The sequence below is a fragment of the Mesorhizobium mediterraneum genome, assembly GCF_002284565.1.
Classification (GTDB): domain Bacteria; phylum Pseudomonadota; class Alphaproteobacteria; order Rhizobiales; family Rhizobiaceae; genus Mesorhizobium; species Mesorhizobium mediterraneum.
Genome location: NZ_NPKI01000026.1, coordinates 336,586 through 351,124 on the forward strand (window position 1 = coordinate 336,586; position 14,539 = coordinate 351,124).

Genomic DNA, 14,539 nt, shown 5'->3' on the forward strand with positions numbered 1-14,539 from the left:
GAGACACCGATCATGGCGCTGGGTTATCGACCGCAATTGGATGGCCTGCGGGCCATCGCGGCCGGACTCGTCGGCGTCGAGCACTTCGGCGGGCCGCGGGTCAGAACGCACTTCCCCATCGGGGCGGGAGCGCTGGGGGTCCAACTGTTCTTCGTCCTGAGTGGCTTCCTGATCACGCGCAACTTGCTGTTCAGACTGGAGCAAGCCCCTGCGGGCGAAGTCATCCGCAGGTTCTTCCCTATAATTCGATCGGCGACCCGGACAAGGCACGCTAGCTCTTGGGATTTCAACCAGAACATCTCTAGCAGCAGACTGGCTAAAACCTTTGTTACATAGGCACACCCAATGACGACGGCGAATATTGCTCTGCAAATCTTCACCGATATGGACGCGGTGGAAGCTCAGTGGAGAACATTAGAGCAGCATGCGGATTGTACCGTATTCCAATTGTTTGATTGGCAGATGGAATGGTATCGCCACATCGGCTCCAGAGAGAAACTGATTCCGGTGATCGTGCTGGGTCTCGACGATACGGGCGCGGCGATTTTTATTCTGCCATTGGCGATCGAACGCCATGGTCTGATCCGCCGGCTTGTCTGGTTTGGATCGGAATTGTGCGATTATAATTCGCCCATTCTGGCGATAAACTTTAGCGATCACGTGAAACCTGGGCAATTCGGCCGCCTGTGGAAAGACATAATTCGGGCGATTCAAAACTATCCTCAACTTCGTTTCGACGCTGTTGAACTTTACAATATGCCTAGTGTTGTCGGCTCTCAACCTAATCCCTTTCTCGACTTGCCAGTCTTGCTGGCTAATTGCGCCGGACATGTCGCAACCCTCCCGGAAGCGAACTGGGATCGGTTTTATGCGTCAAAGTTTTCGAATTCGACGCTGCATACCCACCGGCGCAAGGCCAAAAACCTCGCCAAGCAAGGTGGCGGGGCGGTTCGCTTTGTAGACGTGCAAGATCAGGCCGAGATCGAGTGCACCATTGCAAAGCTGATCGAACAAAAACGGAGCAGCTATGCCCGAATGGGTGTTCATGATATGTTCGAACGTCCGGGTTTTCGCGAATTTTATTTGGCGATTGTCGCCAATCCTCGGTTGCGCGAGGTCATCCATGTCACGCGGCTGGATTTGGATGGGATTCCGGTGGCGACGGGTCTGGGTCTCCAGTTAAATTCCAGTTATTCACTGGTGATGTCGAGTTATCAGGAGGAGTTCGCCAAATACAGTCCCGGGCGTCAGCATATTCAGGAAATTATGCAATATGCCATTGGCCAAAAGATGCAGAAATTCGATTTTACGATCGGCGACGAGCCTTATAAGCTCTCATGGTCCGATATAAATTCGCTTTTGTTTTTCCATTTTGATAGCAGAACTTTGCGCGGTCGTATTGTCATTGCGATGAAAATGGCAATCAATTATGTGGATACATGGTATAATCAAACGCCGTTATTAAAGCCACCGCTGCGGCAGGTTCTTCGTAAGACGAGACGATCCTTGCATCGCATGTTTCTCTGACCGGGCGATCACGAGTTTTTGATCTCGGCGCGGGATGCAATCATCGAGCTTCGCGAAAGAGTATAGTATAATGCGATTACTTTGTGGGAGACGATGATGTATAGCGCAGATATTGGGATTGTCGGCGGCGGTCTGGAGGGTTCTATCGCCGCCGCGACGCTCGGGCGAGCCGGATTCTCGGTCGTCCTGATCGACGCGCATCATCCCTGTCCGGAGGATTTTCGCTGCGAGAAAATTGGGATTGTTGCCGCGTCAACGCTGTTTACCGAACTGTGGATTGCGCGGTTTGGTCGGGTGATAAACAAGCGCCCCTGGTTTGGTTTTGCAGCAAAAGACGGAGTCTTGAATTTTCTTCGACACCGTTTGGTTCGCCGTCACGATCGTGCTGTCAATGAAGTGGTGGGCGAAGGAGCGGGAATTGAATAATATTGATGTAGCGGTCCTCGGGGGTGGTACCGCCGGCTCGTTAGCCGCTGCGATGCTTGGCCGGATGGAGATTTCGACCATCCTTGTTGATATCCATCAAGTCTATCCAGGGGAGTTTCGCTGCGAAAAACTCGATGACGATCAAGTCGACTTGCTCAAAAAAACCGGGCTGGCGGATGCCGTATTGGCGGCTGCGACACCGATGACTGAGATATGGGTGGCCCGTCACGGTTATGTCATCGGTAAAAAGCATGGGAAACACGGCGAGCCCTGCGAATATGGGGTGGCTTATCAGGATTTGGTTAATGTTATTCGCCGCCAGATTCCAGATAGTGTCCAATTCATCTGCGCCAAAGTGACCAAAATAACGACGAGTTCCGACCGGCAGGAAATTACCCTGTCAAATGGTGACACATGGTCGACCCGATTGATTGTGGTGGCGACCGGCTTAAACAATGTCGTCCGGGGTGCGATCACGCGATCCGAGATCAGCAAATGCCACTCGATCAGTGTTGGTTTTGATCTCACCTCTAAAGCTGGTTTCAAATTTCAAGCTTTAACGTATTTTGCGGAAAAGCCAGGGCCTATGGGTTACGTGAGCATGTTTCCGATTGGTTCAAGAATGCGCGCCAATGTGTTCGTCTACCATGGTGATATACGCCATCCGTGGTGTCAGGAAGTGCGCACATCGCCGTTATCTGCATTGTATGCGGCAATGCCCCGATTGAAGCGTCTCCTCGGTGATGCTGTCGTGTCAAGCGATATTCAAATTCGACCCGTTGATCTTTACGCCGCGCAGAATCACGAACAGCAACCCGGTCTGGTATTGGCCGGTGACAGTTTTGCTACCAGCGATCCGGCGGCGGGTACCGGTCTCAATAAAGTGCTAACCGATGTTGATCGGTTATGCCATCATATTCCGACATGGTTAGCCACGCCCGGAATGGGCGTCGAGAAAATTCAGACGTACTACAGTGATCCCGTCAAAGTTGCCTGTGATGAATGGTCGCTTGCTGAAGCATCTTACAACCGATCACTGGCGTCCGATACAACGCTATTATGGCGTATTCGTCGGATGGGCAGGATTGGTCTCGACATGATGGGAATCTCGATCCCACAACTTCGCTTGGCGGCAAGCGGAGTTCGTTGGGGAGCAGGCTGAACTTGGCGGTATCGACAGCGTTGTTGGTCTTCATGCCGCGTCTGCCGCCTGCGCGGGCCGAAGCCGCTTCGTCGCGGCGAAGGCCCGTCAGGCTGGCGCCGATCAGGGCTTTCGACGTTTCCAAGACCAGGCTTAGAAAGTAGTGACCGCATCAACTGGCACGCATCACTGGCAGAAGCCATTCTGGCAGGAGACAAGCAGCCACATCAATTCGGATCGATCCTCTCCTCCCTCACCACGCGGGCAGGGTCGACGTCGCTTGGGTTGCACGCGGCAGGCAAGCTCTCGCAGGTCGGCGACAAGGTCGGGACCGACGAATCGGCCGGTTCTCTTGGCTCGCTTTCGCCCACGATGATGTTGACGAGGTCGCCTGGCTGCAACAGGGTCATCCCAACGGTCTCGATGCTGACCGGCCCGGCTGCCGATTGCCGCACGATTTGATAAATTACGCTGTTTGCGTCCTTCGCAAATTGGGCGCGGGTCACCGGCAACGTGTAAAGGATGCCTTCGCTGGCGTTCAACTCGCGCACATTGGCCGCGATCTGGCTCTCCGCGGTCTCGATCTCGACCTCCAGATCGTTCCTGAGGTCGGCCCGGGTCCGCAACACCTCAGACTCTAACCAAGCGAGGCGCTGGTTGGCGCTCGCGTACTGGTTAAGGGCGTCCTGCCGACGCTGTTCCGCGTCGGACAACTCACTCTGGATCTGAGCCATCACCGTCATGCTGAGAACTTTGCGGTCCACGAGCGTGCGCATGCTGTTGACGCGCTCCTGGCGCAGCTTGACCAATTCGTCGAGCGACTCCATGCGCCTATAAGCGACAACATCCTGCCTGGCCGCCTCCAGCGCCCGCAGGCTCGCGCGCTCGCGATCCTTGCGGGCCGTGGCGACGGCCTTGCGCCGGTCGCTCTGCTCGTTGACGAGGTTAGCAGCTTCGGTCGCGCCGGCCAGCTCCAGCAACTGGCGCGGGATAGTGGGTGCCGTGCCGTCGCGCTCGGCCTTCAGCACCGCCGCGCGCGCGAGCAACTTCAACATCGCATCGATCGCCGCGCTCCGCTTCTGGGTCTCACGCACGGTTTCGATCTTCTGCCACGGTTCGCTCTCGGCCCGGTCGAGTCCGCCGGCCAGCGCGATCGCATGCAGGATCGTCATGCCGGCCGCATACTTGAACGAGCCTGGATTCTTGACCGGCCCCAGCACGTAAATGGGTGGGCGCTCCAGCGGCAGGATGTTCACCAGTCCCTCGCGGCCCAGCAGTTGATTGAAGGTTTCCACCAGGTCGGCCTGTACCTGTTGCGTCGACCGGTTGGCGACCGGAATGGAGCCAAGCAAGGGCACGGAAATCGTGCCGTCCTCTTGGATAATATATTCGCCGCTCAGTTCCGGACGCTGCAGGATGCCGTGCAAGGCAGAGGACGCGCGCCCCCACTTGTCTTCCTCGACGTCGACGCGCTCGTAGAACGTGACCTTGAGGCGGTCGCCGATGCCAAACAGGGCTCCGGTTGGCACGCCTGGCGCATTGCTGAGGGTTTTGGAGCCCTCGGCACTGGTGGGGACGGCAGGGACGACGCTCCGCTCGACCAACGCCGCGGCGGACGCATCCGGTCCCGTGCTGAGAGTTTTGGGGGGCTCGGCACTGGTGGGGACCGCAGGGACGGCGCTCTGTTCGACCGGCGCCGCCGCAGCCGGTCCCGACACGATCGCGCGAGAGGGTTCGGCCGTGGCTTGGACCGGTTGTCCTTGCCAGCTATCGATAGCAGCAGACACCTTCTGCACCACGGCTCCGGAGGCATCCTCGACCTTCTGCATCACGGCTCCGGAGGCATCCGCGACCTTCTGCACCACGGCTCCGGAGACATCCGCGGCCTTGTGCACCACGGCGCCGGAGACATCCTCGGCCTTCTGCATCACGGCTCCGGAGATATCCTCGATCTTCTGCATCACGGGTCCGGAAACAACCTCGACGGCCGGCCAGTTTCCGATCGCGGCCCCTCCCAGGGCGGCGACCCCGCAGAGCCCAAAGGCAAGCAGGATGGCCTTCATTCCCCTGCGGCGAGCCGCCCGTGACGAAGGAGCGACGGGGTCGGAATTGTATTTTGTATCCATGGCCATGGCGCGTGGCTTTCAATGGCGGCCATCCCGTCCCGAACTGGTCGAGCACGGGTCGACGGGCACGGCTCTGCCTTATCGTGACCCTTCGCCGCCAGCGGCACAACTATCCCTTTGTGGGCACTCCTTCCGGATAAAGCGCGGCCTTCGTCCAATAGCCAGACTGCTGCGCTGCAGGAGAACTTGTTTGATGGCAAACGGGACAAAAGCGATCGAACGCAACGAAGAGGCGGAAATCTTGGTTACCGACGCAGCGCCTCGAACCGTCTGCGGCTCCGGCATGCATTCGCAGGATGGCTGGGCTGTTTCCAACTTCATCATCGAGGTGAGGTAACCATAGCGGACCTGGCCCCGCCTCATATTCCTTTCGTCAGCTCTCACGTCCTCGGCCGAAGCCCGTGCCGCTTGGACAACGCTACCGCGTCGCGCACGTCCCGCCGACGCAGGAACAGACGACAACGCTTGCCGCATCATTTGAGGAAAACCGATCGGAGACGGCCCGCTGCCAGTACAAACGGCGGACCTCCTTCGCTGCCACCGCCGAGGGTGATTTGAACCTGGACGTTCTTGATCGCGGAGCCTCGTATCAGGGTGAGGCTTGGCAAGTGAATGCACCAGCCCGAATGACGATATCAAGGCAGGGAAGCGGGTCTCATTGAATGAATATTATCGAGAAAGTGGTACCCCTTTTGTGCCTTAAGTAGATCTTGCGGATGGTGAGACGGTTGAGTTGCTATCTTTTCGTTCCCTGACGGGCCATTGCCAGACGCGGGAGTAAGCATGCCATGGTTCATCGCCCAAACTGCAGCCTGTGTACGGTTGCGGACCCGGATCTTTCGGAGGATGGCCTTGACGTGTACCTTCACCGTAGCTTCGGCAATGTTGATCTCGCGCGCGATGGCTTTGTTAGACTCCCCTTCGATTAAGCGACGTAGAATACAGTTTTCCCGATTCGACAAAATTGATAGTTCTTGATCCTCATTCTCCAATTTAACAACCACCTTTGTTAACTCATCAGCTACCGCGTCAGGTTTCAGATCATGCCTTATATCTTGAATAGCCGTTGAAGTTTCGGCAGGTAACACCGTCTGCCCAAGCATAACCAATTCGAGAGCTTTGATAAAGGTGTCGTAAGCAGCGACTTTTATCAAATACCCGTCTGCCCCCGCACGAAAAGCTGAAACTATATCGGTCGATCGACAGTGATCGGCTAGCGCGACGACATGGCTGGTCGGATAAATCGCTTTGAATTCTGCAATTTGTGCGAATTCAGCGCCCGCATCAGTACCGCCGACATCTATGATGAGCAAGATGGGCCGGTGCTGGGCTAGCGGCTTCTGCAGAAGATCGTGAACACAAGCCGCCGAGAAAAGGACACGAAACTTTGCCGCATTCAGGATTCGACTAAGGCCTTCTCGGAGTAACTCGCTCGGCCCGACAAGTACTGTTATAAAAGATTGTCTTGCCATCATTGCCTCTCAATCCGGCGCGATTGAGGTACACGCGTCGAGTAGGGCACTCCACGCGCCAACCGCACTCGATGCCCCCGGTTTGAGTCTCTTGCAGTTCCTCACTCCCTCCTTGGCGAGAACAGGTTGGGCAGTGTAAGGTCTATTTATAAGCAGTCTCTAACATAGGTTGCTTTTTCGGTAAATTTTGCCGGCAACGGACGCCAAACTGGAACCCTAGGCGCTGCAATCTGCCTGAAGACGCAAGTGTGGGACGGCTTAGCCATCTCAAGCCTTAGGAGTTGAACGAGGATGGTGCCTGCGGCGATTGCAGCGATAGGCGAGGATTCCTGAAGGGGTGGTTGGCATGGTCAGGTCGCAGCGCTTTGATATCGTTGCCCAACGCTTTAGGTGTGAGAACACCCGATGGATCTGCTGCAGTGTGTGAACCACTTGCACTTATTCGGCGGCACGCTCTCGCCGCGCGATAGGCCGTGTCGCCGTCGGTCATGATGGCCGGGCCTTTTTGCATATTGCTCAACACGAACGAGGTTAGGTTCCGCTCGGCCCGTCCTTCACCGCACGCCGGATGCTGATACCCTGTGGTCGAGATATATCACTGCCCGCCAGGCTGCGCACGACCAGTCGCCCGGAAACATTTGGCTGGAACCGGTCCAGCAACGGCGGAGGGTCGTCTTCCAGCGGAAAACTTGCTAATGGCCCGTGCGCTGCCGCTCTAGGAGATAGCCGTTACCTGAGATACTCGTTGTCGAATCCGGCTATTTCGACCAGCTTCTTGCGGTTGATCACCTGTACATGGCCCGCCTTGAAAGAGACGAGATCGGCCCTGCGGAGTTCCCCCAACGTTCGGTTGACGTGAACGGTGGTCATTCCGAGAATGTCGGCCAAGTCGTATTGCGTAAGGGGACACTCATATCTTCCATGGGCCGACAAGCCAACCATGGAGAGCCTCTCCTCCAACTCGAGCAGGAAATGGGCGGTGCGGCTCATCGCGGTCCGCCGCCCGGTATTCATGAGATGTTCGGCAAGGATGGCGTTCAGGCGGGCCAGGGAGCAGACGATCTTCTTCCCGAGACGGCCTTCCGACAAGATGGCCTCGACAAGTTCCTTACTGGAAATTTCATAAACAGTTAGTTCGGTTATGGACGCCAGCGAGGCTAAACGTGGTCCGTCCACAGAACGGAAACCGACAATGTCCCCCGTGAGGGGAGTGTCGATGATCTGCCGTTCTCCGTCCGGTAGCCCGTGGTAAAGGATGGCCCAACCCGATTTTACGATGAATATCTCATGGTTGTCGTCATCCTGGCGGCCAATCTCCGAATGGGGTTTGTAGATTTTTGCGGTAACACCGAGAAAATCGTCATTTCCCCAATCGTTCTTCGACAATGTCGCCCCTATCGGATGCAAGCGCATGAACTGCCATAGTGTCTGCATGAAGAATCGCGAGTTTGCCCCTGTTTCCGCACAATAATTGCCCCCGGACGAGTTCGACAGAACGGTCTCCTACCGTAGGGGCAGGCTGGCCTACTGTCCTCGTCTGTTTGAATGAGGCAAATCGCGCTTAGATCAAGGTGTTGCAAGCATCAGGCGGTTAAGGCTCCCGGCTTGTCTCGGGACACTCGCTCTTTGCTCGCTCGGCGGCGTGGCGGTTGCCGGCGCGCTCGATGCGGCCGATAATTTTCATCATGAAAACGCTGACGCCGAGGCCTGAGTTCAAACGCAGCGTTCATGGCGATGCCGCAAGAAAAGCGCACGCTTCTTCGCTGTGCGGTCGATGAACGAATGCGGGAAGAGGAATGCTGACGCTGACGCGTCCGGCCTGACCACTTGCCGCACTACGGGCTACGAATTCCTGTTCGGGCTCGATCATGTGTCTATCCCCCTATCGATCTATTCCATAGGTGGATAAAGCTGAGGCGGCGCACTATCCGGCGACCGTTGCTCGATCTTGTCCTATTCCATTCGCGGTTCCATCGCCTCAATTCTAAGGAACGGGGCACGCGAAACGAGACTGGTCCACTCGATGAGAGGGCGGCGGGACTGAGGACGCAGCGGAAACAACGAAACAATCCGCGCTGTAGTCGCGAGGCGGTCATATCGCCAGTTGCGATATGGAGGCGCAGAGGGGCAGGCCGTAGCTCGACGTATGGATGTTGTCTTCGGGTCAGTTCGAGACGTCGGACCCACCGGAATGTTTGCATTCTCGCGCGTCTTACCAGAACCGGTCGGACCGCTTCCTGCCCATTGAAGTCATTCGACAGCTGTCGGCGGTTGCGAGCTTTTGGCGCACAGCAGACTAGTTTGGATGGCGCGGCCTCAGAGAGCACCATCTGCAAAATCGCGAGTGGCTAATGTGGTCTTGGCTTTGGTCGGTGCGGAAACAAGCCGATCCGGGCTGGCGGGTGCAATGGCATAGATAGCGCTTGATAATCATGCGTCTGCCAGCTGCACCGAGGTGCCTAGATGCTGTTTCCGGTTTTCTGTGGGGTAGGCGGTATTCGGGCCGCCTAAGTATTTGTTTTTTCTGGTCGGAGTGGCAGGATTTGAACCTGCGACCCCATCGTCCCGAACGATGTGCGCTACCAGGCTGCGCTACACTCCGTGACCAGACCGCGGGCTTATAGCCGCCGCACTTCGTTCCTGCAAGCGCCAATGGCAGCGCTTCTGTCGCATTTCTTCCGCTTTCGCTTTAACGTCATACAGGTTTCAGTTTCCTGGGGGATAAACACGGCTTAAAGGCTCGTGTTATAGGCATCGGCCACCTGCGTTGAAACCACTCTGATTCCAGCCGCTTGGAGTTGCTGTCTTGCCCCTGAAGATCGTTAGCGAAGCCCGTCCCAACACCTTCGAGTTTGAAACCTCGGCGCTTATCAAGGCGTCCGGCTTTCGTGAGTATGACGCGCGCTGGTGGTTCGGCCATTCGGGCTCTGCGGAGCCGCCGGAGCTCAACCTGATCGGTGTTCAGGCGCTCGGCATGGGGCTCGGCACGTTGATCCGGCGCCTGGGCGCCGGGCCGGATATCGTGACCGGGCATGATTTCCGTTCCTATTCGCTGGCAATCAAGCTGGCGCTGGTTTCCGGGCTGATGGCCGCCGGCGCGCGGGTCAGGGATATCGGGCTGGCGCTGTCGCCGATGGCTTATTTTGCCCAGTTCGCGCTCGACACGCCGTCCGTCGCCATGGTCACCGCCTCGCACAACGAAAACGGCTGGAGCGGCGTCAAGATGGGGGCGGCGCGTCCCCTGACCTTCGGTCCGGAAGAAATGAGCGCATTGAAGACGATCGTGCTTGCCGGCGACTTCGACCTTGTCGGCGGCGGCTCCTATGACTTCGTTGCGGATTTCCGCAAAACCTATCTGGACGACCTGACCATTGGGAAACGCATATCACGAAAGCTCAAGGTGGTCGCCGCCTGCGGTAACGGCACCGCCGGCGCCTTCGCGCCTGAAGCGCTGGAGCGGATCGGCTGCGAGGTGATCCCGCTCGATGTCGAGCTCGACCATACATTTCCGAACTACAATCCCAATCCCGAAGACATGAAGATGCTGCACGCGATCCGCGACAAGGTCTTGGAAACGGGAGCCGACGTCGGGCTCGGCTTCGACGGCGATGGCGACCGCTGCGGCGTGGTCGACAATGAAGGCAACGAGATCTTCGCCGATAAGGTCGGCGTCATGCTCGCGCGCGACATCGCGCGACTGCATCCCGGCTCGACCTTCGTCGTCGACGTCAAGTCGACCGGATTGTTCAACACCGACGCCGCCTTGCGCGACGATGGCGCCGTCACCGATTATTGGAAGACCGGCCACTCCTACATAAAACGGCGCGTGGCTGAGCTTGGCGCCATCGCTGGTTTCGAGAAATCCGGTCATTTCTTCTTCAATCCGCCGATCGGGCGCGGCTATGACGATGGTCTCATCACAGCCATCGCCATCTGCCAGATGCTGGATCGCAGCCCGGGCAGCAGCATGGCCGATCTCTATCGCGCCCTGCCGCTGACCTTCGGCACGCCGACCATGTCGCCACACTGCGCCGACGAACTGAAATACGGTGTGGTCGAGCGGGTCGTTTCCGATTTCCAGGCCATGAAGCAGGACGGCACTGTCTTCGCCGGCCAGAAGATCGCCGAGCTGATCACAGTCAATGGCGTGCGCGTCGTTGCCGAGGACGGCACGTGGGGCCTGGTGCGGGCGTCATCGAACAAGCCGGAGCTTGTCGTGGTGGTGGAGAGCCCGGTGTCGTCGGAGCGGCGCCGGCAGATGTTCGAAGGCGTCGATGCAGTGCTGCGCCGCAGCCCGGAAGTCGGCGCTTATAATCAGACCTTCTAGGTAGCGCCTCATCGCATCCAGGGTGAGAGGACCATGCAAGGGAAGCGGTCCAGCTTGTCGCTGATCCGCTTCCGCCGGGCATCATCGCAAACGGGGAACTCAGTCGGGCTTAAGATGCCTGCTCAAGAGCGTTCCAGTCGAACTTCCGCGCCCAGTCAGCAAAACTGTGCCAGCGGACCTCCGGGAAATCTCGGTGCAAAGCCGCGATATCGACGTCGTAGCCGACGCGGTCGAACCACTCGAACATCAGCGCTACGTCCTCGCTTTGCTGGCGGGCCACCGCGATCGGAATTTCCTGATAGTTGATCGGGCGGCCGATGGCCTGCGAAAGGATCTTGGCCTGATCTTCGCCGGACAACTCGTCTCCGGCGAAATCGAAACTCTTGCCGAACACGCGCTCGCGCCGCTCGACCAGGGTGGCAACAAAGGCGCCGATGTCCGCCAGGGCGACCAGCTGGAGGGGGCGTTTGGCGGGCACTGCGAAAGCATGCGTGCCTTGGCTGAGCGCGCCGATCGACCACGGCGCGACGAAATTCTCCATGAAAGCAACCGGGGCGCTGATTGTATAGGGAAGGCCGAGCCGTTCGACATGTTGCTCGACGAGATATTTGCTTTCGAAATGCGGGATGCCGGTTTTCTTGTTGGCGTCGGCAACGGACGAATAGATCAGATGCCCGACGCCGGCAGCCTTGGCTGCATCGGCGGCTAGAATCCCCTGGCGGGTCTCCTCTTCCATCCCGGCCTCGTAGCTGTTGCCCATCAAGAACATGGTGTCGACGTCTTTTGCAGCCTTCATAACGGAGGCCGCATCGCCGAGATCGCCGGTCACGATCTCGGCGCCTGCCGACGCCAATTGCCGCGCGGCATCGCTGTCCGGCCTGCGCGTCAATGCCTTGACGCGATGTCCGCTCGACAGCAAGGCACGCGCAACTGCGCCGCCTTGCTGGCCTGTGGCGCCGGTGACTAGAACTCTTCGTTTAGTGGTCATGTGGTTGCTCCTTTTTTGCGGTGGAGCAAAATTAAGGTCTGTCACATTGATGCACAATTGCATATAATTGGAAAACTTTGTCCCATGTGCGGATACAATGATCGATCTCAATGACATCGTGGTGTTCGCTCGCGTCGTCGAAGCTGGCAGCTTCACCGCTGCCGCGCGGCTGCTTGCCATGCCCAAGACGACGGTCAGTCGACGCGTTGCCGCGCTCGAGCGTGAGGTTGGGGTCCGCCTGCTGCAGCGCACGACGCGCAGCCTCAATGTGACGGATGCCGGGCGTCTGTATTACGAGCAGAGCAGTCAGGCGCTGCGGACGATCGAGGAAGCAAATCTGCGCCTTGCGGAAGCGAAGGCGGAACCATCGGGCACGATTCGCATTTCGGCGCCCGTTGGCTTCGGGGGCCATTTCCTCACAGCTGCCGTGGTCGACTTTCTGGCAATGTATCCGAAGACCAAAGTCGAACTGCGCCTGACCGACGACAAGCTCAACCTGGTTGAGGACGGCATAGATCTCGCCTTCCGAACCGGCATCCTACAGGATTCGACGCTGATTGCCCGCAAACTCGGCTCCACGCACAGGCTGCTCTGCGCCAGCCCGGACTATCTCGCAAGGCACGGGATGCCGAAACGCCTGGCGGATCTCGCGCACCACCAGTGCGTCATCGCAGGGCCTTCGACCTCGGGCACCCATTGGGTGCTGGATGGGCCACACGGTCAGGAAACGGTCACGGTGGCCGGGCGCTTCGCCGCCAATGAAATGCAGGCGGTCGTTGCGGCCACGCTCGCAGGCTTCGGCATCGCGCAATTGCCGCACAGCATCGCCGAACCCCTCATCAATGGGGGACGGCTGAGCCGCGTTCTCCGGGACTACACGACGCCGGCCGGCGGGCTGCATGTGCTATATCCGAGCAGCCGGCATCTTTCGCCCCTCGTCAAGGCATTCATCGAGCTTGCGGCCGACCGGATTTCCAGTCTGGCAAATACTGTGGCTGACCAGCAGTAGCCGCGAGCCTCAATACGGGCTCGCCACATCCCCGGTCTCGACATAGACCGACTTCAGCTGCGAATAGAGCGCCAGCGCGGCAAGCGAATTCTCGCGTCCGATACCGGACTGCTTGAAGCCGCCGAACGGAATTTCGACCGGCGTCAGATTGTAGGCGTTGATCCAGCAGGTCCCGGCCTGCAGCTCGGCGATAACGCGGTGGGCGCGCGGCAGGTCGCGCGTGAACACACCCGCGGCAAGGCCGAACTCGGTATCGTTGGCCCGGTCGATCACCTCGTCCTCGCCGTCGAATTTGAGCACGCTCATCACCGGCCCGAAAATCTCCTCGCGCGCGATGCGCATGGTGTCGGTGACGCCGGTGAAGACCGTCGGCTCGACGAAGAAGCCGCCCTGGAAGCCCTGTAGCGAAGGTACGTTGCCGCCGCAAGCAAGCATGGCGCCATCCTGCTTGCCGGCCTCGATATAGCCGATAACCTTCTCGTGCTGGGCCTTGGAGACAAGCGGCCCCATCTGCGTTTCCGGGTCGAGCGGATCGCCGATGCGGATCTTCTTCGTCCGCTCGACCAGCCGTTCGACGAAACGGTCGTGGATGCCCTTCTGCACGAAGACCCGCGTGCCGTTGGAGCAGATCTGGCCGGTCGAATAGAAATTGCCAAGCATGGCGCCGCCAATGGCGTTTTCGAGATCGGCATCGTCGAAGACGATCAGCGGCGACTTGCCGCCAAGCTCCATGGTGGCATGCTTCATCTTCGAACCGGCGAGCGACAGCACCTTGCGGCCGGTCGGTACCGAGCCGGTTACCGAGACCTTGGCGACGACATCGTGGCCGACGAGGCCGGCGCCGACATCGCCATAGCCTTGCACGACGTTGAACAGCCCGTCGGGCAGACCGGCCTCGGTATAGATTTCGGCGAGCGCCAGCGCCGATAATGGCGTGTTCTCAGACGGCTTGAACACCATGGCGTTGCCCATGGCGAGTGCGGGTGCCGATTTCCAACCGGCGATCTGGATCGGATAGTTCCAGGCGCCGATGCCGACACAGACGCCCAGCGCTTCGCGCCTCGTATAGGCAAAGGGTCCGCCGAGATCGAAGGCCTCGCCATTATAGGCAGCGACCGCGCCACCGAAATATTCGAGGCAGTCGGCTGCCGACGGCGCATCCGCCACCAGCGTCTCCTGGATCGCCTTGCCGGTATCAAGCGTCTCGATGCGCGCCAGGTCGGCGTTGCGCGCGCGCAAGATGTCGGCGGCGCGGCGCAGGATGCGTCCGCGCTCGACCGGCTTCAACCGCGACCAGGCCGGTTGGGCTGCACGCGCCGCTTCGATCGCGAGTTCCAGCACGTTCGGCGTCGCCGAACGCAGCATCGCGATGGTTTCGCCGGTTGCCGGATAGATGACCGGCAGTGGCGCACCCTGCTCGTCGTCGATGTAGCGTCCGTTGACATAGTGCGATGCCGTTGGCTGGGCGCGCATAGCTGTTCTCCAATCGTCTTCGCAGAGCGGACAGTCCGCCGGATCATGGC

The 14,539-nt window shown here is 58.8% G+C and carries 12 protein-coding genes and 1 tRNA gene; 7 read left to right on the plus strand and 6 right to left on the minus strand.

Annotated elements, in window-relative coordinates; translation table 11 throughout:
- Positions 1-12 precede the first annotated feature (12 nt).
- The 4 genes from CIT25_RS21515 to CIT25_RS21530 all read left to right on the plus strand — a co-directional run bounded on the left by CIT25_RS21515 (position 13) and on the right by CIT25_RS21530 (position 3,115).
- The gene (locus CIT25_RS21515) at positions 13-336 is read left to right on the plus strand and encodes an acyltransferase family protein (protein WP_095486502.1); all 324 of its coding nucleotides are present in this window, start codon (positions 13-15) and stop codon (positions 334-336) included.
- 9 nt (positions 337-345) lie between these two features.
- Entirely contained in the window at positions 346-1,527 is a 1,182-nt protein-coding gene (locus CIT25_RS21520) for a GNAT family N-acetyltransferase (RefSeq protein WP_095486503.1), read from the plus strand.
- A gap of 96 nt (positions 1,528-1,623) precedes the next feature.
- Positions 1,624-1,953, plus strand: coding sequence for an NAD(P)-binding protein (locus CIT25_RS21525; RefSeq protein ID WP_095486621.1), 330 nt, complete (start codon positions 1,624-1,626; stop codon positions 1,951-1,953).
- Positions 1,946-3,115 carry an FAD-dependent oxidoreductase gene (locus CIT25_RS21530; protein WP_158302621.1) on the plus strand — a complete coding sequence of 390 codons (1,170 nt, stop codon included), beginning with the start codon at positions 1,946-1,948 and terminating at the stop codon, positions 3,113-3,115. The genes CIT25_RS21525 and CIT25_RS21530 overlap by 8 nt, the downstream gene beginning before the upstream one ends.
- A gap of 206 nt (positions 3,116-3,321) precedes the next feature.
- Here CIT25_RS21530 and CIT25_RS21535 read toward each other — a convergent pair whose 3' ends face one another.
- The gene (locus CIT25_RS21535; protein WP_158302622.1) at positions 3,322-5,157 is read right to left on the minus strand and encodes a polysaccharide biosynthesis/export family protein; all 1,836 of its coding nucleotides are present in this window, start codon (positions 5,155-5,157) and stop codon (positions 3,322-3,324) included.
- 256 nt (positions 5,158-5,413) lie between these two features.
- Here CIT25_RS21535 and CIT25_RS36400 point away from each other — a divergent pair, with 256 nt between their 5' ends.
- Positions 5,414-5,557 carry a hypothetical protein gene (locus tag CIT25_RS36400; RefSeq protein ID WP_158302623.1) on the plus strand — a complete coding sequence of 48 codons (144 nt, stop codon included), beginning with the start codon at positions 5,414-5,416 and terminating at the stop codon, positions 5,555-5,557.
- Positions 5,558-5,855: 298 nt separating this feature from the next.
- Here CIT25_RS36400 and CIT25_RS21540 read toward each other — a convergent pair whose 3' ends face one another.
- The 3 genes from CIT25_RS21540 to CIT25_RS21550 all read right to left on the minus strand — a co-directional run bounded on the left by CIT25_RS21540 (position 5,856) and on the right by CIT25_RS21550 (position 9,294).
- On the minus strand, positions 5,856-6,695 hold the full coding sequence (locus tag CIT25_RS21540) for a LuxR C-terminal-related transcriptional regulator (RefSeq protein WP_095486506.1): 840 nt from the start codon (positions 6,693-6,695) through the stop codon (positions 5,856-5,858).
- A 726-nt stretch (positions 6,696-7,421) separates the two neighbouring features.
- Entirely contained in the window at positions 7,422-8,078 is a 657-nt protein-coding gene (locus tag CIT25_RS21545; RefSeq protein WP_245329931.1) for a Crp/Fnr family transcriptional regulator, read from the minus strand.
- A 1,139-nt stretch (positions 8,079-9,217) separates the two neighbouring features.
- A tRNA-Pro gene (locus tag CIT25_RS21550) sits at positions 9,218-9,294 on the minus strand.
- Between the two features lie 204 nt (positions 9,295-9,498).
- On the opposite strand from CIT25_RS21550, the gene CIT25_RS21555 reads away from it, so the two are divergent.
- The gene (locus CIT25_RS21555; protein ID WP_095486508.1) at positions 9,499-11,019 is read left to right on the plus strand and encodes a phosphomannomutase/phosphoglucomutase; all 1,521 of its coding nucleotides are present in this window, start codon (positions 9,499-9,501) and stop codon (positions 11,017-11,019) included.
- Positions 11,020-11,128: 109 nt separating this feature from the next.
- On the opposite strand, the gene CIT25_RS21560 is transcribed toward CIT25_RS21555, so the two are convergent.
- Entirely contained in the window at positions 11,129-12,007 is an 879-nt protein-coding gene (locus tag CIT25_RS21560) for an NmrA/HSCARG family protein (protein WP_095486509.1), read from the minus strand.
- 97 nt (positions 12,008-12,104) lie between these two features.
- Between CIT25_RS21560 and CIT25_RS21565 the strand changes: the two genes are divergently transcribed.
- Positions 12,105-13,016, plus strand: a complete 912-nt coding sequence (locus CIT25_RS21565) for a LysR family transcriptional regulator (RefSeq protein ID WP_095486510.1) — start codon at positions 12,105-12,107, stop codon at positions 13,014-13,016.
- A 9-nt stretch (positions 13,017-13,025) separates the two neighbouring features.
- Here CIT25_RS21565 and betB read toward each other — a convergent pair whose 3' ends face one another.
- Complete coding sequence (gene betB, locus CIT25_RS21570; RefSeq protein ID WP_095486511.1) at positions 13,026-14,489, minus strand: betaine-aldehyde dehydrogenase; 1,464 nt, start codon at positions 14,487-14,489, stop codon at positions 13,026-13,028.
- Positions 14,490-14,539: the final 50 nt, after the last annotated feature.